This is a genomic window from Paenibacillus ginsengarvi (assembly GCF_003626695.1).
Classification (GTDB): Bacteria; Bacillota; Bacilli; order Paenibacillales; family NBRC-103111; genus Paenibacillus_AB; species Paenibacillus_AB ginsengarvi.
Genome location: NZ_RBAH01000010.1, coordinates 160,451 through 183,446 on the forward strand (window position 1 = coordinate 160,451; position 22,996 = coordinate 183,446).

At 59.2% G+C, this 22,996-nt stretch carries 19 protein-coding genes and 1 pseudogene; 8 read left to right on the top strand and 12 right to left on the bottom strand.

Annotation, left to right across the window (positions count from 1 at the left end; all coding sequences use genetic code 11):
• Positions 1 to 222: 222 nt before the first annotated feature.
• From D7M11_RS15660 to D7M11_RS15680, 5 genes are all read right to left on the bottom strand, one after another.
• Positions 223 to 1,170 carry a hypothetical protein gene (locus tag D7M11_RS15660; protein WP_120748178.1) on the bottom strand — a complete coding sequence of 316 codons (948 nt, stop codon included), beginning with the start codon at positions 1,168 to 1,170 and terminating at the stop codon, positions 223 to 225.
• A 154-nt stretch (positions 1,171 to 1,324) separates the two neighbouring features.
• On the bottom strand, positions 1,325 to 2,563 hold the full coding sequence (pepT, locus tag D7M11_RS15665) for a peptidase T (RefSeq protein WP_120748240.1): 1,239 nt from the start codon (positions 2,561 to 2,563) through the stop codon (positions 1,325 to 1,327).
• A gap of 176 nt (positions 2,564 to 2,739) precedes the next feature.
• Complete coding sequence (locus tag D7M11_RS15670; RefSeq protein WP_120748179.1) at positions 2,740 to 4,209, bottom strand: serine hydrolase domain-containing protein; 1,470 nt, start codon at positions 4,207 to 4,209, stop codon at positions 2,740 to 2,742.
• A gap of 55 nt (positions 4,210 to 4,264) precedes the next feature.
• Complete coding sequence (locus tag D7M11_RS15675) at positions 4,265 to 4,594, bottom strand: nucleoside triphosphate pyrophosphohydrolase (RefSeq protein WP_120748241.1); 330 nt, start codon at positions 4,592 to 4,594, stop codon at positions 4,265 to 4,267.
• 126 nt (positions 4,595 to 4,720) lie between these two features.
• The gene (locus D7M11_RS15680; RefSeq protein WP_120748180.1) at positions 4,721 to 6,688 is read right to left on the bottom strand and encodes a TOMM precursor leader peptide-binding protein; all 1,968 of its coding nucleotides are present in this window, start codon (positions 6,686 to 6,688) and stop codon (positions 4,721 to 4,723) included.
• Positions 6,689 to 6,832: 144 nt separating this feature from the next.
• Between D7M11_RS15680 and D7M11_RS36900 the strand changes: the two genes are divergently transcribed.
• Positions 6,833 to 6,937, top strand: a complete 105-nt coding sequence (locus tag D7M11_RS36900; protein WP_193556206.1) for a sporulation protein YjcZ — start codon at positions 6,833 to 6,835, stop codon at positions 6,935 to 6,937.
• 82 nt (positions 6,938 to 7,019) lie between these two features.
• Here the strand turns inward: D7M11_RS36900 and D7M11_RS15685 are convergent, their stop codons facing one another.
• The 4 genes from D7M11_RS15685 to D7M11_RS15700 form a co-directional block, all read right to left on the bottom strand.
• Positions 7,020 to 8,603, bottom strand: coding sequence for a SagB family peptide dehydrogenase (locus tag D7M11_RS15685; RefSeq protein ID WP_120748181.1), 1,584 nt, complete (start codon positions 8,601 to 8,603; stop codon positions 7,020 to 7,022).
• Positions 8,604 to 8,624: 21 nt separating this feature from the next.
• Positions 8,625 to 10,535, bottom strand: coding sequence for a TOMM precursor leader peptide-binding protein (locus tag D7M11_RS15690; RefSeq protein ID WP_240041135.1), 1,911 nt, complete (start codon positions 10,533 to 10,535; stop codon positions 8,625 to 8,627).
• Between the two features lie 53 nt (positions 10,536 to 10,588).
• Positions 10,589 to 12,526 (bottom strand): putative thiazole-containing bacteriocin maturation protein, encoded by a 1,938-nt coding sequence (locus tag D7M11_RS15695; RefSeq protein ID WP_120748183.1) that lies wholly within the window; start codon positions 12,524 to 12,526, stop codon positions 10,589 to 10,591.
• Between the two features lie 178 nt (positions 12,527 to 12,704).
• Positions 12,705 to 13,022, bottom strand: a complete 318-nt coding sequence (locus D7M11_RS15700) for a heterocycloanthracin/sonorensin family bacteriocin (protein WP_338042493.1) — start codon at positions 13,020 to 13,022, stop codon at positions 12,705 to 12,707.
• A gap of 297 nt (positions 13,023 to 13,319) precedes the next feature.
• Between D7M11_RS15700 and D7M11_RS15705 the strand changes: the two genes are divergently transcribed.
• From D7M11_RS15705 to D7M11_RS15715, 3 genes are all read left to right on the top strand, one after another.
• Positions 13,320 to 13,901: a pentapeptide repeat-containing protein gene (locus tag D7M11_RS15705; protein WP_338042494.1), complete on the top strand. Its 582-nt coding sequence runs from the start codon at positions 13,320 to 13,322 to the stop codon at positions 13,899 to 13,901.
• Between the two features lie 25 nt (positions 13,902 to 13,926).
• The gene (locus D7M11_RS15710; RefSeq protein ID WP_120748185.1) at positions 13,927 to 14,532 is read left to right on the top strand and encodes a pentapeptide repeat-containing protein; all 606 of its coding nucleotides are present in this window, start codon (positions 13,927 to 13,929) and stop codon (positions 14,530 to 14,532) included.
• A gap of 267 nt (positions 14,533 to 14,799) precedes the next feature.
• Positions 14,800 to 17,661, top strand: coding sequence for a PAS domain S-box protein (locus D7M11_RS15715; RefSeq protein WP_120748186.1), 2,862 nt, complete (start codon positions 14,800 to 14,802; stop codon positions 17,659 to 17,661).
• Between the two features lie 90 nt (positions 17,662 to 17,751).
• Here the strand turns inward: D7M11_RS15715 and D7M11_RS15720 are convergent, their stop codons facing one another.
• The 3 genes from D7M11_RS15720 to D7M11_RS15730 all read right to left on the bottom strand — a co-directional run bounded on the left by D7M11_RS15720 (position 17,752) and on the right by D7M11_RS15730 (position 20,877).
• Positions 17,752 to 18,429 (bottom strand): SIMPL domain-containing protein, encoded by a 678-nt coding sequence (locus D7M11_RS15720; protein ID WP_120748243.1) that lies wholly within the window; start codon positions 18,427 to 18,429, stop codon positions 17,752 to 17,754.
• 144 nt (positions 18,430 to 18,573) lie between these two features.
• Positions 18,574 to 19,707 carry an alanine dehydrogenase gene (gene ald, locus D7M11_RS15725; RefSeq protein ID WP_120748187.1) on the bottom strand — a complete coding sequence of 378 codons (1,134 nt, stop codon included), beginning with the start codon at positions 19,705 to 19,707 and terminating at the stop codon, positions 18,574 to 18,576.
• Positions 19,708 to 19,833: 126 nt separating this feature from the next.
• Positions 19,834 to 20,877 carry an alpha/beta fold hydrolase gene (locus D7M11_RS15730; protein ID WP_120748188.1) on the bottom strand — a complete coding sequence of 348 codons (1,044 nt, stop codon included), beginning with the start codon at positions 20,875 to 20,877 and terminating at the stop codon, positions 19,834 to 19,836.
• A gap of 84 nt (positions 20,878 to 20,961) precedes the next feature.
• Here D7M11_RS15730 and D7M11_RS15735 point away from each other — a divergent pair, with 84 nt between their 5' ends.
• The 4 genes and pseudogenes from D7M11_RS15735 (at position 20,962) to D7M11_RS37925 (ending at position 22,916) form a co-directional block, all read left to right on the top strand.
• Positions 20,962 to 22,122, top strand: coding sequence for a hypothetical protein (locus tag D7M11_RS15735; protein WP_120748189.1), 1,161 nt, complete (start codon positions 20,962 to 20,964; stop codon positions 22,120 to 22,122).
• The gene (locus D7M11_RS15740) at positions 22,091 to 22,285 is read left to right on the top strand and encodes a hypothetical protein (RefSeq protein WP_120748190.1); all 195 of its coding nucleotides are present in this window, start codon (positions 22,091 to 22,093) and stop codon (positions 22,283 to 22,285) included. The genes D7M11_RS15735 and D7M11_RS15740 overlap by 32 nt, the downstream gene beginning before the upstream one ends.
• Positions 22,286 to 22,335: 50 nt before the next feature.
• Positions 22,336 to 22,506: pseudogene (locus tag D7M11_RS38060) on the top strand (LysR substrate-binding domain-containing protein); the annotation flags it as partial.
• A gap of 17 nt (positions 22,507 to 22,523) precedes the next feature.
• Complete coding sequence (locus D7M11_RS37925; protein ID WP_420818382.1) at positions 22,524 to 22,916, top strand: LysR substrate-binding domain-containing protein; 393 nt, start codon at positions 22,524 to 22,526, stop codon at positions 22,914 to 22,916.
• Positions 22,917 to 22,996: the final 80 nt, after the last annotated feature.

Consider the following 22,996-nt stretch of genomic DNA (forward strand, 5'->3'; position numbering starts at 1 on the left):
GTGCGGCACGGCCTCGCTTGCCTAGAGCGCTCCATAGTGCTCTTTCGAGCACTACCCGCTCGCCTCTCGCCCCGTTAGTGCTCCTTCGAACACTAACGGCACGGCCTCGCTAGCGCAGGGCGCTCCATAGTGCTCTTTTGGGCACTAACCGCTTGCCTCTCGCCCCGTTAGTGCTCCTTCGAACACTACAGCTCTCCCTCCACGGCCTGCGTCCTCACGCCATCACCGCGCCGCTTGCGTCCGGATCGCTTCGACCGCTAGGCTGAATGTCCCTGCGGCGTCCGGGTCCTGAAACAGCGATGCCCCGGCAAACAGCTGGATGCCGTGCGACGGAACGGCGGACAGGGCCGTTTCCGTCAAGCTGTCCGGGAAGTCGAGCGCATCTAGGATGAGCTGTACGCTGCTGCCGGCGGGAACGAATTCGCCCGACCGTTCCAGCCATTCGCGTCCCCAGCCCGCCTCTCTGCCGCTCTTGCGGCAATAGATAAGCGGCGTGAACACGTCGATCGCCTCCGCCAGCATCCCGTAATCCTGCGCAAATATGCGGGTGAGCGCCCCGTCAAACTGCTCCTGCGTCCAGGGGCACATGTACGCCCCGACCACGCATTCCGGAAGCTTGCGCTTGATCATGGCCGCATAGCGCAGCGCGTAACCGGCTACTTTGCGGCATTTATGCGCCTTCCACTCCGATGCATACTCGGACAAAATGCGCGCCGGAGAGGTCGCGTCGATATTCGCGGTACGGCAAAAATCGTCGACGCAGCGCGGGCAAAAGCAGCTCTCCTGCAAATCCGGCTCCGGCGTTTCGAACCAGCCCGCATAAGTCAAATAATCGAGCCAAATGCCGCGCGGCCGAAACTTGCTCAAACCGGCGGCTAACTGCTCCTCGATCTCCGCCAAATAGTCGGCTTGCGACAAGCAAACGCCCTGCACGAGCCGTCCATACCGAATCGGCTGACCGTCCGCGCCGATCGGAATCAGCTCCGGCCGTTTCGCAAAATCGGCGCGGAACGTCTTCAGCTCCACGCAAGCCTCCAGCTCCAGCTTCGCGCAGTCGGCAAACGCCTCCTCTTGAAAGCCGTGAAACCATACGGCGTTGACTCCATACTCCTTCACATGCCCGGGCAGCTTCGCGCTCCCGTAAGGTCCGAATAACAACGGTATCGCCATGCGATCGCTCCTCGCCTCGCCATCTTGGGAAACTCCAATCCGCCGCTCACACCGGCACCGGTCAGCAGTAGGGAGCCGCCGCTGCCGGCCTTCCAACTCTACACTGCGATTCCAGCCGCCGAAACAGCGCAACTCTTCGCGCTAGCGCAACAACCTAAGCTTTCGCTAAACGCTCAAACCGCTTCACGATCTCGACAATGACGTTAGTCGCCTTCACCATCGTGTCAACCGACACGTATTCGTAACGGCCGTGGTAGTTTTCGCCGCCCGTAAACAGGTTCGGCGTCGGCATTCCCATATAAGACAGCTGGGAACCGTCGGTTCCGCCGCGAATCGGCTGCACGACCGGCTCGATGCCGAGACCCGTCATCGCCTCCCGGGCGATATCGACGATTTCCATGACCGGCTCGATTTTCTCGCGCATGTTGTAATATTGATCCTTCATGTCAAGCAGGATGCGCTCCTCGCCGTACTTCGCCCGCAGCTCCGTCACAATGCGCTCAAGCTCCGCCTTGCGCCCCTCGAACCGCGCGCGGTCGAAATCGCGGATGATGTAGTGCAGCTTCGTTTCCTCCACGTCGCCGTGGATCGAGATCAGGTGATAAAACCCTTCGTACCCTTCCGTATATTCCGGCGCCTCTTCGGCAGGCAGACGGCCGTGCAGCTCCATCGCGATTTTCGCCGCGTTTACCATTTTGCCTTTCGCCGTACCCGGATGAACGACTTTCCCTTTGCACGTAATCCGTGCGGCGGCGGCGTTGAAGCTCTCGTACTGCAGCTCGCCGAGCGGCCCTCCGTCCATCGTATAGGCGATCTTCGCGCCAAAGGCGGCCACGTCAAACCGGTGTGGCCCCCTGCCGATCTCTTCATCCGGCGTAAAAGCGACACGCACTTTCCCGCGCTTGATCTCCGGATGCCGGATCAAGTACGCCATAGCGGTCATGATTTCCGTCATCCCGGCTTTGTCGTCGGCGCCGAGCAGCGTCGTCCCGTCCGTCGTAATGAGCGTATGACCGGCGTAACCGGCCAGCTCGGGAAAATCGCGCGGAGACAGCACGATGCGCAACCCCTCGTTCAGCACGATATCGCCTCCGTCGTACCGCTCAACGACCTTCGGCTTGACGCCCGCGCCGGTAAAGTCGGTCGCCGTATCGAGATGGGCGAGAAAGCCGATCGTATCCACTGGCTTGTCCGTATTGGCCGGCAGCGTAGCCATCACGTAGCCGTTCTCGTCCATTGTCACTTCCTCCATGCCGATCTCCCGCAGCTCCTGAACGAGCATGCGGCCCAGCGTCAATTGCCCGGGCGTGGAAGGACATGTCTCGCTTCCGTCATCCGATTGGGTGTCCACCTGCACATAAGCGGTAAAACGGGCTATAATCTCATCCTTCAACTGGTTCAAATCGTTCACGTACTTAATCATCTCCTTACGGCTATTTTACGGCAAAAATACACCGGCTCACTACCCATTGCAACATACGATCATTGTACCATACTCCCCCCAAGGCACACAGACAGACCTTCGCCGCCACTAGCAGCGGAAGTCCCCCGCACCCCGAACCGGTAGCGTTACTCCACATCGTGCTTCTCTCCCGCACGCCCAGGATAACCGGCGGCGTCATACTCCGGTATGCCAAGCGACACGTTGATTCGGAAGCGCAAATCGATCGCCGCTTCGCAGAAATGTATCGCGTACGTGACCCGATAAGGGGTCTCGATATAATAGATCACGAGCTGAAGCGTACTGTCGTCCAGCCACGAAGCGTAGGTGACAACCTCCTGCTCATGCAGAAGCAAATCTTTGTAGAACACCTGCCGGCCACGAACCGGCTCCGCAAAGTCGAGCTGCAAGCTCCCGTCCCGCTCGTCCCCATACGCAAGCCGCAGCTCCAGCCTCCCTCCTTTCATGTGGAAGGCCACCGTTTGAAGCCCTTGCGGGTTCGCATCCATCCGGTACATCGCCCGGTCCGTAAAAGGGAGGCTTGCCGGAACAGGCCGAACGGCAGGAACGGGACAGCTCAGACCGGCCAAACGCCCCCGCAGTTCCCCAGCAGCCTCCAAACTATCGGAGGCCGTTTCGCCACCACCCGTCGGGCTTAGCAGATGCTCATAGACGAGGTCAAGCAGCGTCTGCAGCCGGTCCATCTTGGGGAAGCTCGCGGTAGCCGCAAGGACGATACGATGCTCCGGCGCCACGAACAGCAGCTGGCCGAACGAGCCTCCGCCCCGGTAGCAGCCTTCGCGGCAGCGGAACCATTGATAGCCGTAGCCCTGGGCGGAATCGGCCCGATGCTCCCCGGCACGGTTATCGCTCTGTTCTGCCGTAGCGGCCTCGATATAGGCTTCGGAAACGATGCGTTTTCCTTCATACATCCCATTCCCGAGCATCATAAGGCCGAACTTGGCGATGCTGCCGGTCGTGAGGCTTAGCCCCATACCACCTGCCGTAACCCCCATCGGGCATGTTTCCCACGAAGGCTGCGGAATGCCTAGCGGCTTCCATAGGACCGGGACGAGAAAATCCGCCATCGTTTGCCCGGTCACCCGCTGGACAATCGCCGAAAGCATGTACGTGGCAGGCGTGCTGTACCGGTAAAAGCTGCCCGGCCTGGCATCCACCTCCTGAGCGAGAAACGCCCGAACCCAGTCCCGCTCTTTCACCACTTGGGCATATATGTTATCCCGATGGCCTGCATTCATGCTCAGCAGATGGTGAACGGTCATCCGGGTCAGATTCGGCGACACCGTGTTTGGCAGCTTGTCCGGGAAAAAGGAAACGACCGGATCATCCAACCGGAGCAGCCCGCGATCCCAGGCGATGCCTACGGCGATCGACGTAAAGCTTTTGCTTAGCGAGTAGAGCTGCTGCGGGCAATCCTGCCGATACGGCGTCCGCCAAAACTCCATGACGGTTTGTCCGTTCTGAAGCAGGATCAAGCTGTTCACTTCCAGCTCCAGTTGCTCCAGCCCATCGAGAAAAGCGAGCAGCGATGCCGGGGATACCCGGACACGCCCCTCCACATCCGATTTCAGTTCCATCGGCGAAACCTCCTCCTACTCCGGCATTTGTTTCGTTCCAGCCGCCGATACCGATCTACTTGGAATCATCTACGTCCAGCAAAAAAAGTCGTTCCTCGAAGCCGCCCCGGGCTTCGGCCTTCCGGAACCGGATCGACTCCAGCCGCTCCCAGCCCGCTCCGTGCACGGCGCTCAAAGCACGGATCACCTCCAGCATGTCCGCCAGCTCCTCCAGCGCTTCCAAATCGTCCCGCGCCCGGGCATATTCGTCCGCTTCTTCTCGAAGCTTCGTCTTCAGCGCTTGCGCGTACTCCGCTTCGCTCAGGCGGCGAGTGCGAAACGACTTGCCGTTCGCCGCGATCGCAGATGGAACATGATCGCGAACTAGCTTGTTATACACCGGCATGCTCATCAGCTCCCTTGTCCATTTCAGCCGTGCGCCCCGCTGCCGCCGCGCGTTTTCGGCCGCAACCTGCGGGTTGTTTCCTCTCGATTTTTGCATATACGCGGCAAAGGGGCAAGGGAGAAACTGTCACGCAAAAGGATGCGGAAACGGATTCAGCTCCGACCTGCGAAGCGGCCGTTTCCTGTACCCGAGCCGGACCGGAACGTGATACACACGCCCCAGTCCGGCCAGCCGGGTCATGCGGTGACCGAACGTCATCGGCAGCATGCCCGGCACGAGCACCTTGACGCAGTGCAGCCCGCAGCGCGCCAGCTCGGGCGAAGTCTGGTCGATGACAATGACGTCGAGCTTCAGCCGGTGAAACCGTTCCAATACGTCGCGCAGGTCGTCGGTCAGATCGGCGCTGGAAGAGGCAATCGTGCCGCCGAATGCGTCGCCGAACGTGCGCGCCGGACGTCCCGGCCGCAGCAGAAACCGCAGCCGCTTCTCCGCTTGGGGCAGCCCGTACAGCAGCACGTGATCCTCCATCCGCTCAACCCGTTCCGGCTCCTCATACAGGCGCTCCGTCTCCTCACGGTTCTCTTCGAACATTCGGCGGACGAAGGGAAGCATGCCCGCAAGCTCGTGAACGGCGCTTTTCGCCGCCCGCAGCGGGTCCAGATGGGCTCCGGCCGCACAAAGCAGATTCAACGTCCCGGGTCTGAGGCTCCTCGCTAGCGCCCAGATGGCCGGTATGCCGTTTTCCATCGTCATGTTAAACAGCTGCACCTCGCAGCCGTCCGTCGCCCGCAGCCGGTCCAGCATAAGCGACAACTCCGGGTCGCCAGCGGAGTCCGGGTCCAGACGCGGGAGCGGTAAGCGTGCATACCACGCGATCAGGAACGCGTCGCGTTCGGCAACCTCGAATAGGCCGTGCAGGATCGCCTCCTCCAGGCTTCCGCCGAGCGCGCAACCGTTCGACCCCTCCATGGCGAAGCCGCCACCCAAGTACCCGCTGTAATACGCCAAGTACAGCGGTACCAGAATCGGACGCTGCCGCATAAACGAATAGCCCCATACCCAATCAAGCTCGGCGTCCGGGTCGAACGGCTCGAACGGAAAGTCGGGCAGCTCATATTGCTTCCTGTCATACAGTCCTGCCTGCACCGGGTCGAGCGCGTGCTCCGCCAAGCTGCGGTAGCTGCCGCTGCAGACCGTCTTTTTGCCCCGCGGCTCCTGCCCGCAGTAACGCTCCAGTCCTTCCAGCATGGCGGTCAGATCGCTATGCGCGTACGAATGGCTGCGGCCGGCCGTCACCTCGCTCCCGGACGCGAAGGAGAGCAGGCTCGCCGAGGCTGCGGCGAACGATGCGGCTGGGTCGTGCCAGATCCGGTTCATCATCCCCGTCCGCGCACTCGTAAAACCGCCGCGCGTCAAGGCCGCCTTCACCTCAGCCGAGCGTCGGTACCGGTAGCTGCCCGCCTCAGCCTTCGCTCTCGGCTGGATCGTCAAACGAGCTGTCTCCGGCGAATCGTCCGGCAACCGGCCGCACACCGGACATAGCGGGTCGGGCTCGTAAATATGGAGCGTGCTTTCCAGCGTACTCAGCCGGATGAAACATACACGGCCCTGCAGCCGGCTTTCGCGGCCTTGCAGCACCCTCCTTGCCTCCGCTGCGATCAGCTTCGCCGTATGCCCGATTCCGTAATCGCACAAGCTACGCTCGCGGCTCGCCTCTTCGGCAGCCGCCGTCCAGCCGGCGTCAAGCAGCTCCTGCTTTTCCCCGGGAGGATTACCCGCCAGCCGGCGGCGAAGGTCGGAGCATACCGAGCAGCCCGGGGCGCCGGGGTGCACGAGCGGACCCGCGATGCTTTCATCCGGCCCGGCGAAGCAGCGCAGCCAGGGGACGACGCCGCCCCACAGTCGTTCCTCTGTCTCCCCGTATTCGTAAGGGGGCTCCTCGTCGAACGCGATAATGACGAGCTGGGCTGCCTCCGGTACGCCTTCGGTTATATCCGGCAAGCTCGCAACCGCGCATTCGTCCGAGCCGCTTAGCTCCTTGCGCACCCTGTCGGCGAGCCTTCCTGTGCCGACAACCGCGATTGTTTTTTTCACGACAGCACCTCCAGCGTTATGAAGCCCGGGCGGCGAATATGGGCGATTTATGCAAGCGATAGGAGTCATTGGTCCAATCCTATACGGATTCACGTTCATACAATGTGTTTGTAAGTTATCTTGAAGGGCAAAGGGGTGACCAACATGTCCGGTATCGGCGGTTTCAGCTGTGGAGGTTTTACCAGCACGGGAGTCATTCTCGTTCTGTTCATCCTTCTCGTAATCGTGTCGCGGGCGTTTGTATTCTAATCTCTTTGCGGTAAAGCGAGGAGCAAACGAGTCGGCGCCTGGCGCCGGCTTGTTTGCTTTGTTCCGCCGCTAGCGCCGACCGTCAGCCGTGAAGCGCTCCCTGCAGCCGGGTCACCGGGTGGCATGACCCGACCGGAATTTGGATCAGACTCGTTCCGCCTTGCGGCCGGATCGCATACATAACATCGCAGACGCCGGCATCGAAGCCGAGCAGCGGCCGCCCCGCCATTCCGACAGCGGACGCGGCCAGCAGCAGACGCTGGACGACAACCCCCGCCTCCATCTGCTGGATGCGGTATCCTCTATAGCCCCACTCCGGCTTGCCAAAATCGGCTCGGCCCGTTACATGGAAACAAAGCGGGACCTGAAACAAGTTTATGTTGTGTAAAAACATGCCGTATTGCAGCCTGCTCCGGTGATCCCCCGGTAGCAGGCTTCTTAGCGCATGCGAGACCGGTTCGTACCGATAGGCCCCGTCCGGTATGCCTTCCACCGAGTATAGGCACACATGCAGCGAAACGCGCGACAGCGGGTGCTCGGAGGCGCCGCCCAGATCGCTGCGATACCGGCAAGAGAAGGCGGCTCCGCGCAGTAGGGCGGATACCTGCTCGCCAGTAACCGGGCGAAGCGAAAACTCGGTCTCCGGCGAATATCTGGCTCGGCATATCGCCGCAAAATCTTGTTCCGCCGCTTCCGCACAGGGCAAGTAGGACGCCCGCAGCCCGCTGTCGGCATGGAGCGTCGGAGCGGACTCGCGGAACGATTCTGCGGACTCCTGCATGGACGCCTCGTTCATGCGGAGCAGCAGCGGATACGGCTTGATCCGTTTCGAACGCTCGTAAAAACGGTGGCGAACTGTCTCCAGTTCCCGGCACAGCTCGCGGGAGCCTTCACCCCCGTCTGCTGTCCTGTCCCCCCCGGCGGCAAACCACGTATCCGGGGACTTCACAGAAAGCGGAATGATCGCATACACGCTCTCCTCGCGTTCGGACAGCCCGAGCAAATGGTTGACAGCCCGGTCCAGATACTGATAATACACGCCGGCCGAAAATCCGAACCGCGCAGCCGACTCGAGCGTTTGCCCGATCAGAGCGCCGGTATCGAGACCTTGCAGCCGATAGGAAAAATCGCCGTATTTGAAGAAATTGCGCCAAAATACGGCCGATACGAACAAAACGGCGAAGCAGTCCGGTATGCGGCAGCGGCCGCCGAGAACGCCGGACACATATTCATCGAACTCGCCTGCACGAATCAGGAGCAGCCGATGGTGCGCCGCGTCGTAATGATACACGCCCGCAGGCGCATCTGCCGTTCGCACATACACATAGATTTCGTTCGGGTACAGCCCGCCTCCCGAGGGAACATAGCGGCGGGGCGTCTGCATGAGTTCTGCCGACTGCCGGATCGGATCGGCCCTATACGTCTGACTCCACATCGTGAGGCCGTACGTATACCACAGCATATGCCCCAGCGCCTTCAGTCCGGGCTCCGGAGCGGCGCTCCGGCCCGGCAGCGCGAGCGGCACCTCCGGACAAAGCGGGATCGCGGGCAAGCCCCGGTACAGCTTATATTTCAGCGGAGCGTCGTCCCAGTCGACCGGCGCTTCCGGCTGCGGCGACTTGCGAGGGTCGCCATGCAGCTCACGCACAAAATCGTCCAGACTCATCGATCTTCCTCCTCGTCCGGGCTACGGAAACGGGTGCGGATGCGGATTGAGCTGCTCCCGGCGCAAGGGCCGCTTCGTAAACCCAAGCGCCATCGGCACGTTCAGCACCCGGTCCAGCCCTTCCAGACGGACGAGATGATGGCCGAACGTCATCGGCAGCATCCCCGGAATGAGCACCTTGACGCAGTGCAGTCCGCTTCGCTCCAGCTCCGGGGTCGTCTGGTCGACGACGATGACATCGAGCCCGAGACGGTCGAACCGGCCAAGCAGCTCCAACAGATCGTCGGTCAAATCCGCATGGGCCGAAGGCCGCCCAAACTGCTCGGCAAAGGTGTGCAAGGGAGCGTTCTGCCCGAGCAGAAACGCGAGCCTGTCTTCCGCCTGCGGCAGGCCGTACAGCATGGAATGGTGCTCCATCCCCGTAACTCTCCACGGATCCTCCAGCATCCGCTCGTACTCCGTGCGGTTCGCTTCAATCTTGCCGTCAAGCGTCAGCGTCATTCCGGATATTTCGTGCAGCACCCCCTTCGTCGCCCGTACCGGGTCGGGATGCGCCCCGGCCGCGCAGACGAGATGAATGCCCTTTGCCTTCGTATTTTTGGCAATGGCCCAAACGGCGGGAACCCCGTTCTCCATCGTCGCGTCGTACAGATGCAGCTCGAACCCGGCGACGGCGTGCAAACGGTCCAGCATCAGATCGAGCTCCGCGTCGTCTGCCGAGCGTGGGTCGAGGCGCGGGAGCGGAAGCCTGGCATACCAAGCGAGCAGAAACGAATCCCTCTCGATCACTTCCAGCATGCCGTACCATATCGCTTCTTCCAGACTGCCGCCGAGCGCACAGCCGTTGGAGGTTTCGTAAACGAAGCCTTTGCCGCCGCAGCCCGAGCTGTAGTAGGCGAGCTGCTGCGGCACCAGAATCGGGCGCTGGCGCCCAAACGAGTAGCCCCACACCCAGTCCAGCGGTTCGTCAGGGTGGAAGGGGGAGAACGGAAAGCCGGGCCGCTCGTACTGCTCCTTCGCATACAGCCCTACCGACGCCGGGTCCAGCGCTTCCCGGGCCGCCTCGCGGTAGCTGGCGCGGACAACGGGCCGCCTGCCGCGCGGCGCCATGCCGCAGTACCGCTCCAAGCCTTCCATGATCGCGGTAAGTTCGCTGTCCGCATAGCGATGTGTGCGGCCCGCCGTCATCTCGTCATACCCGAGAAGCGGGAGATTAACGCTCGCATCGGCGAAGGGAGAGGCGAGATCCAGCATTTTGCCGTTCAGAAAACCGGCCCGGTAATCCACGTACAGCTCCGGCAAAACACCCTTCAGCTCACTCAAAGAGCGGCTGCGGTAACCGCCGCCGACTTTCGGGCTGGGCTTCGGCGCAAGCGCCGCAAGCTCCGGCGAATCGTCCGGCAGCGAGCCGCAGACGGGACACGACGGGTCCGGCAGGAAAAAGTGGCTCGTGCAGGCCAGTGTCTTTAGCTCAAAAATATACATGCTTTCGCGGAGCCGGGACCGGACGCCGCGCAGCTCTTTTCGCGTCTCCACGGCAAGCAGCTGCGCCATATGCCGCAAGCCGGCGGGAGACGCCCACACATCGCGCGGCCTGGTCTCGCCCTCGGCCAGATGCTGCCGCAGCTGCCAAGTTTCCCGCCGGTCGCGGCCCGCCATCAGCATGCGGGTATCCGCACATTGGGAGCAGCCCGGCTGTCCGGGGGAGACTAGCGGGCCGGCGATGCCTTCGCCGAACGCGATAAAGCCGCGCAGCCACGGAACGCCTGCCTGCCGTAAGTAAGCTTCCGCCCGGCCGTGGTCGCGAGGCTGCCACGAATCGTGCAGCACGAGCGCCAAAGCGACAGATAGCGGTATGTCTTGGCCAATATCGGGCAGACGGACGATTTCGACCGTCTCCGCCAGCTCTCCATGGACGGCATCCGCTAACATCCCTTCTCCGAAAATCGCCACGACGCCGCTTTGTTTGCCATTATCGATGCTGTTCACTTCGCTCCCTCCTCCCGCAGCCTGACGCCGACTATCGCTCCCGGCCATTCCTTCAGGGCCGGCTCCGCCGCCATATCGGCGGCTTCAAGCCGCAGGCCGCGGGCAGCAAGCACGTTCAGTGCGGCCCGCAAGGTATCCGGCCGGGCGACAGGCTCGCAGGCGGGAGCCTCCAGACGCAGCGGCTCCCTCCGGCCCACCAGCGCTGCCCCCGCCTCCACCGTATGCGGCGACTCATACCGCGACTCGTTTTGCACTCGCAGCAGCGCCCCTTGCAGCGCTCCTCTGAGCGCCAGCGTCCCGTTCAGCCCGGCGCTGCCGTACCAGCGGCCCCCGGTTCCGACCCATACGACCGGGAAACCGGCCAGCTCCTCGCCCGCGCCTATCACAGGCGTCCCCCGCAGTCTAGTGAGCGCCTGCAAATAAAACTTGCACCGGTCGTCCTCAGGCTCGCCGAGCTGCACCGGCGCGAGGACCGGCGCTCCGGCCGCATGCCGCCGCCTCAGCCGCTCCGACAGACACGCCTGCAAGCCGCGGGCGACGGCTTCTGCCGTGCTCCCTCCGGCGCCGATCCCGGCGCCGCCCTCGCGGAAGCCCGCAAGTCCGGCCGTTTGTCGCGACACATACGCTTCAAGGCCGCCAAGCCCCGCCTCCCTCCGCGCCTCCTCGTGGGTGAAGCCGCTCGCCACAAGCTCCGGCAGCAGCTCGGCAGGCCCGGGACTCAGCGGATCCGCCGCGATCGCGCGGCACTGGGAAAGCGGAAGCTGCAATAATTCCCCTTCCTCCCACAGATGGAGAATGCCCGTACTCTTCGACGTAATCCGGTTTAGGTAAGCGAACAACGCCCCCACATCATGCCCCACGGTACCCTCATCCAGCCTTGCCTCCCAATCCTCGAGCCACGCAGTCTCCTCCCGCCCGCGGCCGTCCGCTTGAACGAGCGGATGCGGAAGCAGCTTGTGCCAGCTCCCTTCGAACGTTTCCAGATCGAGCGTATAGACGGCGTCGCTCAGTTCCGGGCGAACGGCTCCGGTCACCGTCTTGAAATGCTCGAACGCGGCGACATTGGCCAGTATCGCTCCCGCTGCAGGAGAGAAGGCGTGCTGCAGCGGATCTTTCTCTAGCGCCGTGAGATGCAGACGGCGGTACGCCGTTTCCCAGATTAGGCCGCTGCCCGGCTGTACGAGCGGACCCGCCAAACCCGTATGCCGTACGACCGTAGCCGGAATGAACAGCTTCCCCTCCGCGATGCAGGCCGATTGTATAAGACGCAGCTCATCGGCATCGCCGTCCGCAGAAACATACAGGACGGACGAGAAAGGACGAACCCTCTCTCTCCAGGCTTCCTCCGTTCTCTCCGGCAAAACCGTCTCCTTAACTTCCACCTCGGGATCACTTACCCGCGCGTGACGTTCCAGCTCCGCAAGCCGCTTCCGGTTCGTGCCGGCGGGGTCCGTGATCGCTACATGGAGCTTCGGGAGCCCGGATTCCAGCAGAGCGGAAACGAGTGCTAGCAGGAAAGGACCCGAGCCCGCCGCGAGCACACTGCTTTCGCGATAACACTGGAAGCGGTAGGCGCCGGAATCGGCGAAGCTGTCCAGAAAAGCAATCTGCGAGCCGTGACGCTCCAGCACGTCAGGCGGCAGCCGGCAGGGCCGATCCCGGCTCACATCCCGTACGAAGCCGTTTTGCAGCAGCGTTTGCGCTATGCCGTACACCTGCTCCCGGTATGGGGCAGACAGGCCGTCCGTAAGCTGCTTCATCGTGTTCTCGCCATTAAACATCGGGAGCAGACGCTCGATCCACCGGTCGATCGTGTCCCCCGTCATCCGAAACGTGCCCACATTATTGCGGAAATAGACGCCTTCGCCCGGAACCGGCATAAAGAACGTATCTCCCTTTACTTTCAAACGCGCATCGGGTGTCAATATTTCCATATCCCTCCTCCTTCCGTTACCACCGACCGAAAGCAAACCGTTCTCCGTAATCATATGTAGCTGGATTTGTCCGTCATGTCACCTCGCAAGCGGCGAATGGAAAAAACCCCGTCGGACGGAAGTCCGAACGGGGGGTGACGACCGGCGTTTAGACCGGGCGAATGCTGATGGCCGCGTTTTACCGGCAGCGATGGCCGAAGCCTCCGCAGTTATGGCAGAAGCCTCCGCAATTGCTGCAAAAACCTCCGCAGAAACCGCCGCAAAAGCCGCTGCAAAACACTCCGCAAAAGCCGGCGCAGAAACCTGCACAGAAACCGGAGCAACGGCCGAACCCGACACAAAGCCGGGAAGGATCGACCGGAACTTGCCCTGTCCCGTATACGTCAGTCGGATACTGGCCTTGTTGATTCCAGGAAGTCATCGGGGCCGCCTGATAGCCGGAAACCTGCAGTTGTTCAAGTCCATTTTGAAATTCAGTCATGGTTGAAACCTCCATTTATTCTCGAATTCGCATGAAGGGTCTACTTGGAACCGTAGACGCCTGCTTCGATTGATAATCCAATTTATGGGGATCCCTCCGCTCTTGTTCCTGATGAAAAAGCCCATTTTTAGGGCAGATGTCCGGGGCAAATTGCTACTGGACTCTCAGCCTCCCGGTTTGGTACGATACAGTCAAACATACGTTCGTGGAAATGCCGATACAAGACGGCAAAACGAAAGGAGGGCGATCGCCCTGAAACCGAAAATCGAAGCGCCGAAAATACCAGACGGCCTGACAGCCCTGTCACACGAAATGGAGACGCTTCGCCCCAAAGACGACTACCGTCTCGTCTCCGTCCGCGATATTTTCATCGAACAGCAGGAGGCGAGTAAGGTTTCGTTCGAAAAGGCCGTTTTTACGAATGTGACCGTGACCGAATCGACGCTTGAAGGCATCGAGCTGACGGATGTGCTGTTTGACAAATGCGATCTGTCGAACATTTATTTGAACGACTCGTTCCTGCATCGCGTAGAGTTCCGCCATTGCAAGCTGATCGGCACGGATTGGACAAGAAGCCGTCTCCAGCACGTTCGTTTCGAAGGCTGCGTCGGCGACTACTCCGCCTTCCGCTTCGCTTCGTTCAAGCACGCCGCGTTCGGAGACTGCTCGCTGCTAGGCGCCCATTTTTTCCATTCCGTCTTGCAGCATACGTTCTTTACGTCATGCCGGATCGACAAAGCCAATATGACGGGCACAAAGCTGGAAGGGATCGATCTGAGCGACTGCGAATTCGACGGCCTGCTCGTAGACATCGAGGATTTGCGCGGCTGCATCGTTTCGCCGCAGCACGTTTCCTCTTTCGCCGCGCTGCTCGGCCTGATCGTCAAACCTTGACGCGACCACATTCGGGAGGTATACCATGTATCAGCATATCGACCAGCATTTTGAGGCAGTGAGCTTCAGCGGGCGGGATTTGAGAGAAGGCGAGCTTACGCGCTGCACATTTGAGCGGTGCAGCTTTGCCCATGCTTCTATGGAAGAGGTCCTTACGAGCTTTTGCCGGTTCGTGCAGTGCGATTTTCGCGGCGCGACGCTTAACGCCTCCCTCCACACCGGGTCGGCCTTCGAGAACTGCCTGTTCGCGGAAGCAAACCTCTTTATCGCGACCTTTACCGACTGCAAAATGATGGGGTCGGATTTCTCTGCGGCCAAGCTGGACGGCATCACCCTAACAAGAGGAGACTGGTCGTACACGAACCTGCGGCAGGCGAGGCTGGCCAAGCAGGATTTACGGGACATCCGCTTTTTGGAAGCGGATCTGTACGAGGCCAATCTGGAGAAGTGCAATTTGCGCGGTTGCGACCTGACCCGGGCCAATCTGGCCAAAGCGAAGCTGCAGGGCGCAGACCTGCGCGGCGCGGTACTGGACGGTGTCGACTTCAAGGCGTTCGAGGTGAAGGGCGCCCGAATGGATGCCGGTCAGGCGATCGCCTTCCTGCGTTCTTACGGGGCGAAGGTCGAATGAGACGACAACGACGGACAAGCGCCGGGCCTGTCCGGTACGATGCCGTTTCAGGAAAGCCGCGTTCGCCGGAGGCGGGCGCGAATGCTGCTTTGTAAAGCCGGAGGGGCCACACAATTCGCGCCCCTCAATTTTTCGTCCTCCTTTATTGATGCTGGAAACCATTGCCCCTATAATTAACTTAGAATGTCAGCTTTTCGCTCTCGGCGATCTGTTGCAAAACTCCGCTCCACGCCGTAACGATCAACGAACCAAGGACAGGAGGCAGCTATGTCGAATAACAAGGGCACTTCCACTTACGGCAATCGTTCGGCAAGCGATAGAACTTCGATCGAACGAGAATGGGAAAAGTTTATGTCCGGAAGTTCCACCCCGCTTCGCGTTAGAGAATATATGCACCATTCCTGGAAGCGCTGCATGGAGCAAGGCATCGATCCGTTTCTGGTGAAAGTTCCCTATAACCTCGGCGCGGACCAAATTCAAGAATACGTGTCGTCCGATCCGCAGTTCCGGATGATCGAACCGATATTGCAACAACTGAAGCAGCTTGCCGCCCATACCGGCTATCTCGTCACCTACTGCAACGCGGCCGGCGAAATGATCTATTACGACGGCGATAAGCCGCTTATGCTCAAAGCGGAAGATATCCATTTCACGCCGGGCTCGGACTGGAGCGAGAGCAGCGCGGGCACGAATGCGATCGGGACCGCTCTTATCACCGGCATGCCGATCCAGGTGTATGCGAGCGAACATTTTTGCCAGCAAATTCATAGCTGGACCTGCTCCGCCGCCCCGATCCGCGATCCGGCTACGGGCCGTATATGCGGCGTTCTCGATTTGACCGGATTCTGGACCGTTAACGATCCGAGAACGCTTGACGTCGTTACCGATGCCGGCCGCAGCATCGAAAAGCTGCTGTACCGCAAGTGGATGATGGAGCGTTCCCGGCTCGCCGTTCATTATGCCGAGGTCGCCAAAAGAACGGTCGTACCGATCGCCGTGTTGGATCGCGGAGGGCACGTCGTCCAAGCTTCCCGGCTCTTCTATAATAACGGCTGGGTCAAGTCGGGAAGGCTGCTGGGGCAGCCTTCGTCCGTCAGACCGTCGCCCGCCGCCGTACAAACCTGGGAAATCGAGCATAGGCATAAACGGTGGCAGTTGGAGATCACGCCGTACTATTACGGCGGAACCCCGATCGGATCGATCGTAACCGTCCTTCCTTCCGACATTGCCGCCTTTGCCGATTTACCCGCTATCCGCCTGGTCGAGACATGCGGATTGACGTCCGCCGCGGCCGATTCGGCCGAGCGCGATACGATACCGCCGCCGCGCGATCCGCTCTACAAGTCGCTGTTTGAGCATCATCCGGACGCCATTTTCGCGTACGATTTGCGCGGCAATCTGATCGATGCCAACCCGGCCGCGGAAAGAATGCTCGGCTACGCGACGGGCGAACTCGCCGGAATGCGAAACCTTGTGCTCCCCGAATACCGGGACTCCCGGCTAAGAGCTTTTGTAGGCGCTGCTGCAGGCACGCAGATGAAATACGAAGCCGCCTTCCTGCACAAGTTGGGGCATAGCGTCAAAGTGCCGCTCAAGGCTTTTCCGATCATAGCGGACAATAAAATCGTCGGTATTTACGAAACCGTACGGGACATGCCGTCCGAGGACGTTCATATTCAGGAAGAGCTGAAAACGACGAAGGAACAGCTCGAGTTTTATTTCCGCAATACCGAGGATGCGATTCTCGTTCTGGATACGAACTTCCATATCGTCAAGGCGAACCAGTCGTTCGAGCGAATATACGGCTGGACGGAGCGCGAGCTGCTTAGCAAAAGAAACCCCACCGTTCCCGCCCACCTGCATCATGAAATCGAGGAAATCCACAACAAAATAATAACTTCCCGGCATGTCCTTCCCTATGAAACGCTCAGACAACGAAAGGACGGCACGCTCATCCATGTAAGCAACTTCATTTCCCCCCTGTTTGACAGCAAAGGCAGCGTCATCGCCTATGTGCTCATTTCGCGGGATATTACGCAGTGGAAACGAATCTCCGAAGAGCTGATCGAAAGCGAGAAGCGGCTGCGCACACTCATTAACGCCATGCCCGACCTGGTCATCTTCAAGGACAGTTTTGGGCAATGGATCGAGGCGAACGATTATGCGCTTGCGCTGCTGCAGCTCGAAGACGCGGAGTACAAAGGAAAAACCGATCGCGAGCTCGGAGAGCTGCGGCCGTTTTTCCGGGACATGTACGCGCAGTGCGAAGTGTCCGACCAGATGGCCTGGGACAAAGGCGCTCTCATTCGCGTTCAGGAGACGCTTCCGAATCCGGACGGCTCCGTGGTCGTCTGCGATTTGATCAAAGTGCCGATCTATCATTCCGACGGCAGCCGAAAAGGAATTGTCGCTATCGGACGCGACATTACCGAGCTGAAGCAAACCGAGCAATTGCTGCGCAAATCGGAGAAACTCGTCATCGTCGGCCAGCTCGCGGCCGGTGTCGCCCACGAAATCCGCAATCCGCTAACAACGCTCAAAGGCTTCCTCAGCCTGCTTCGCTTGCCGAGCAGCGATAAGGACAAATGGTATGTGGACATCATGCAGTCCGAGATCGAGAAGATGGAATGGGTGGCCAACCAGTTTCTGACCGTAGCCCAACCGCAATCCGTGCTGTTCAAAAACAGAAATTTGGAAACGATTATCCGGCACGTCTCCACTTTCCTGTATCCGCTTGCAAAGATGCACAATGTCGAAATCGTAGTCGAGGCCGGGTCCGGCAATCCGCATGTGGAATGCGACGAGAGTCAACTGAAACAGGCATTTATTAACCTGGTTAAAAATTCCATAGAAGCCATGCCGCAAGGCGGACAAGTCGTCATCCGGCTCGAACACGAAGCCAGCTCGATAGCCGTGCGCGTGATCGATCACGGGCACGGGATCGCCAAAGAACGCCTCCCCCATTTGGGAGAGCCGTTCTACAGCCTGAAGGAAAAAGGAACCGGGCTCGGTCTGATGATCTGCTTCAAAATCGTGAAGGAGCATCGCGGGACCGTTCGCATCGCAAGCGTTGTCGGCTCGGGAACGACCGTCGAGGTCCGTTTGCCTCTGAACCCCGAATACGAATGATACAGAAAGCTTCGCCGGCCCAAAGCCGACGCCAAAAAGGTTCAACCGATCAGGCTGAACCTCCCCTCCATCAAGGCGATTTTCATTTTATCAGCTGAATGTAAACGCAGCTCTTATTAATGCGCTAATTTGCAGCTCACCCGGCTGGATTGGCGTTACTTCCATCTGAGCATACATCGCTGCCACAGGATACGGCGCCGGTTCTTTCGTACGGGACATTTCTTGAACAAGGGTAGGAATGGGATGAAGCGTCACGCCTAATGTACTGGCTATGGTATTTGCCTTGAACTGCCCATTTTGTATAGCTAATGATAACGCATGGCTATAGGCGATTTCGGGGTTCGCTAGTGTGAATTGAATACTCGACACCGTGTTAGCGCCGCTCTTGACCGCGGTGTCGACAACAAGCCCGGTCTTATCGATCTTATCGACCGTTACTTGAAGCATATGGGTCACCTTATATCCGCGAAACGTTTGTTTGCCATCTTCATAGTTATACTGGATGTCGATGCTGTACTGCGTCGTTTGAATATGCTCCTTCGGTATGGACAGTCTTAATAATGCTTCAACGATATTGGTAACGGTGCGTGCATTTTCATTCTGTGCCGCTGTCAAGCTCACATTTTCCGTTACTGCGCCAAGGACGATAATGGCTTTGTCGGGAGCTGCCGATATCGTGCCTTCGCCGGTGACTTCGATCGTGTTCGGGCTTGTTGGAATGGAAGGCGAAGGTATTGGAGGAGTAGGAGACCACGGTTTACGATACATGAGACGCCTCGCTTTCATGCGTACTCCTACTACTGTATGGATCAGACTGCGCCAAAATTCCAGTTGCGCGTAACGTTGCTTTAGGGTTTAAAAAAGCGATGGATCGGCTCCATCGCTCTCCTCCCTGCTGCTTCCATATGGCGCTTACGAGACAGGCTGCTTGCCTCCTAAAGCGTCTTCGACCTTCACGTAAGCGTACCCGAGATCTCTGGCTACCGCCTCATACGTGATCTCGCCCCCCGCCGTGTTGACCCCTCGCCTCAGCGCCTCGTTGTCGGCGATCGCCCACATGACGCCTTTGTTTGCGATTTGCAGCGCATACGGGATCGTCACATTCGTCAGCGCGATCGTCGACGTTCGCGGAACGGCGCCGGGCATGTTGGCGACCGCGTAATGGACGACGCCGTGCTTCACGTATGTCGGACTGTCGTGTGTCGTGATACGATCGATCGTTTCCACGATGCCGCCCTGGTCGATCGCAACGTCGACGATTACAGAACCGGCCTTCATCGTCTTCACCATCTCCTCCGTCACGAGTTTGGGCGCTTTGGCCCCCGGGATGAGAACCGCCCCGATCAGCAGATCGGCTTCGGCAACCGCCTCCGCAATATTCAGCGGACCCGACATTAGCGTCTGAAGCGCATTGCCGAATATATCGTCGAGCTCGCGCAGCCGGTCGGCGCTCACGTCGACAATCGTCACATCGGCGCCGAGACCGATCGCCATTTTGGCCGCGTTCGTGCCGACGACCCCGCCGCCGATAATGGTCACCTTGCCGCGGGCGACACCCGGGACGCCGGAGAGGAGAATGCCTTTTCCGCCGTTCGACTTTTGCAACAATGACGCCCCGATCTGGGCCGCCATCCGGCCGGCCACCTCGCTCATCGGCGTCAGCAGCGGAAGCGTGCGGCCTTGCATAACGGTTTCATAAGCGATGGCGAGCACTCCCGCTTGCCTCAAGGCGCGGGTCAGCTCCGGTTCTGCGGCCAGATGCAGGTAGGCGAACAAAATGAGCCCTTCGCGAAAGTGGCCGTACTCTCCCGGAAGCGGCTCCTTCACCTTCATAATCATATCCGCCTGCTTCCATAACAAGTTCACGTCGTTAACGATTTCCGCCCCGGTCCTCACATAATCCGCATCCGCAAATCCGCTGCCCGCCCCCGCATTCGTTTCGACCCGTACGGTGTGCCCGGCCTTGACGAGCGCCAGAACCCCCGCCGGCGTAACGGCGACGCGGTTTTCGTTGTTTTTCAATTCCTTGGGAACTCCGACGATCATAGCGTTCTCCCTCCGTTTATATGCTTCAGCTTTTGCGGCATGACCCCCGACAGGCTTCCATTCGGAAGTTTCCTCCTATTTTGTCCCATCGCCTATTCGTTCCATTCATAGGAAAAAGACCGCCGGCTAGAAAGCAAGCGTCTTGGAGGTTTCCTTCAGCCATAACGCAAACCGCTCGTTCTCTTCGAACTGCGGATAGTGAGCCGATCGCTCGAATACGACAAACTGTTTGTCCGGCGCCTGCAAGTCATCGAAGTAACGCTTGGCCGCACGCGTGGATGTCATATAATCGTACTGCCCCATGACAAAATAAAGCGGAATATCGATCCGGCTCACGACCGTCGGCATAGGAGCCTTCGACTCTTCCTTGAGCAGGACGCTTTGCGATAGCTTAACTCCCTTGACATAACGGATCACGTCGAGCAAGTTGTATTCCGTGCCGAACAGAAAGCCGTTATAGTAATCCATGTTATCGTCGATCAATCTCGCGGCTCCGCCATACTTGCGGATCACGTCTCGCGGCGTGAACGCTTCTCCCCACCGGATCGGGTCCCTCAGAAGCTCGAGCCGCTCCGCTTCTTGCAGCGATCCCGCCCGCTTCGCCTGCTCGATCGAATAGTCGAGGCTGTCCAATTCGCTGGCCGCCTGGTCGGCTACTTGTCCGATGCCAATATACGCGGCGTATCGGCCCGGAGCCTTAGCCGCAGCTTTCAATCCGATATACGTGCCGAAGGAGTGCCCGATCAGCAGCACTTTCCGCTGCCCCAGCTCCTTCGCGACATAATCGGTCAGCTCCAGCAAATCGTCCACGAGCAGATCGGAAGACAAATTCGAATAGTCCTCGCCGAAATGATACGACTTTCCGCTCCCCCGCTGATCGTAGTGGACGACCGTAAATTGCCGCTCGAGCCGCTGCTGATATTTCCTCACATAGGGGATCTCGGAACAGCCGGGACCGCCGTGCACAAAAATAACAATCGGATTGCGGCGATCCGCTCCCCGAATCATGATTTCATGGCCGGTGCCGCCGATATCTACCTGCTTCATCATGCTTATGCTGTTAGCGCCGGCGATGCGCGGCGTCCAGGTCGGAAACAGCAAACCAAGACCAACAAGCAAAATTAGGGATATTATGCCATATTTCATGATTTTCGCGCTTTTTTTCTTCATTTTCTTCCCCTTGCTCACAATGTTGTAACGCCTTGCCGGGAAATCGCCTTGAACGCCCGTAGCCGCGATACGAGGTGCACGCCCGTGCTCGGAACCTTTCTATCGCTGCGTACGAAGCTGACAGTGACGATCGCGCTATTTACCGTTATCGTGGTATTCATCATCTCCGCCTTCGACTACTACCAGCTCAAGCAAAATATTGTTTCGGAGAAAGCGCTCCAATACCAGTTGATCGACGACCAAATCCTCCATTCGCTCAAAAACGTAGACTTGGTATACAGCGTCTTCGAGCAGGATATGGAAAACCAAATGCGCAATGCGCTGGAGGAAATGGCCAAGAGGTACAGGGGCAATCCCGACCTAAGCCGATGGAACTTCGCCGCCTTGAAACAAAGCTTCAACAGCATGGACATATTCGTCATCGACCGCAGCATCAAAGTCGCTTATTCGAACATAGACAAGGAAGTCGGGCTCGACTTCAGCAATGCGGGCGATTTTACGGCGCTGCTGAAAAAGCGGATCGACGGCAGCGAGTTCACGGCCGACGGCATGGAAGTGTCCGTCAATACCGGGGCGATCAAAAAATTCGCGTACTTGCCGACATACGATCATAAGTATTTGCTGGAAGTCGGCATCAATTTGCAGGACAGCAGCTTGTTCGACACGTTCAACTTCCTGGACGAGTCGGCAACGATTCTGCAAAAGTATAACATCGTGAAAGACATTACGATATATTCGCATGACGGTTACGCTCTCGGCAAACAGGGAGAAGACGGCAAGGCGCTGAAAATCGCAGAGCGTTTGAAGCCCGCTTTTACCGAGGCGTTTCAATCGCAGCAAATCAGGGGGTACACAGAAACGGCGGAGGGCAAGGAACTTGTGCATCGCTTCTCGCCTTATCGGCTCGACGACAAGTCCACCGACCTGAGCCGGTCTCGCGTGATCGAGATCGTGTTTGACAATACGAGCTTGAATCAGATGCTGGCAGGCAGGCTGAAGGACGCACTGCTGAAAATCGTCATCGCCGTCGCGGCGGCGCTCATCATCTCGTTCATCATCAGCCGCCTCATTACTAGGCCGATCGCCCGTATGAAGCAGCTTAGTTCAGCCCGATTATGTGACGCTCGTCGATATATCGGAGCAGTACAACGAGGACGCCCGCTATTTCGGCACCCTGCTGGCCGAGTTCAGCGCAGCCTTCGAGCAGCTCAGCATGTCGATCGGCCATACCGTCGACGCGGTTGAGCATATTACGGCTTCAGTCGGCGTCAACGCCCTGCAGATCGAGACGATCTCCGATCAGTCGGGCACGATCGCGGATAACAACGATCAGGTCGCTGCCATCTCCCGGCAAAATGCCGAATATGCCGCCGTTCTGCGGGAGATTGTAGACCGGTTCAAGCTCTGATCGGAAGCGGCTCGCTGGCCGTCGGGGCCAGCTACGTACCAGGTACGTACGTGCTGCCCGCCGTCTTGAGCGGATTCTCGCAGCGTTATCCGCACCTCTCGCTCACGCTGACGATCCGGCCGGCTCCGGTCATTCAGGAGATGCTGCTCGCGCATGAGATCGATATCGGCGTCCTGTCGGCAGAGCCGTTTTCGTGGGCGCCCTTGATCGGGGAGACGCTGTGCGAGGACGAGCTGGTGTGCATCTTCTCCCCGCAGCACCGGCTGGCGAGCAGCGAGCTGCTATACCCGGAGCAGTTGCAAGGAGTGCCGTTTATTTTGCACGGCCAAGCTTCCAGCACGCGCAGTATGACGCTCAAATGGGCGAAAGATTTGGGGATCGCGCTACAACGGGCATGGAGATGGATTCGCTGGAGGCGATCAAAAAAGCGGTTTTGTCGGGCGAAAGCATCTCGTTCATTTCGCGCGCGGCGATTATGCAGGAGGTGGAGCGAGGCGAGCTGCTGAGCCGCCCGATTCCGCAAAATCCGTATAAACGGTATATGTATGTGGCGTTCAATGAAGATCGCATCCGCTCCACGCTTTTTGACCGTTTCCGCGATTATTTGCGGGAAGGCGTGCGGATGCTGTAGAAGCAAAAAAAGAAGACCGGTTCGGCAGTTCCGCCGCCCCCCGTCTTCGTGGACTTCAAACCGTATTAGCTTAAGCGAAA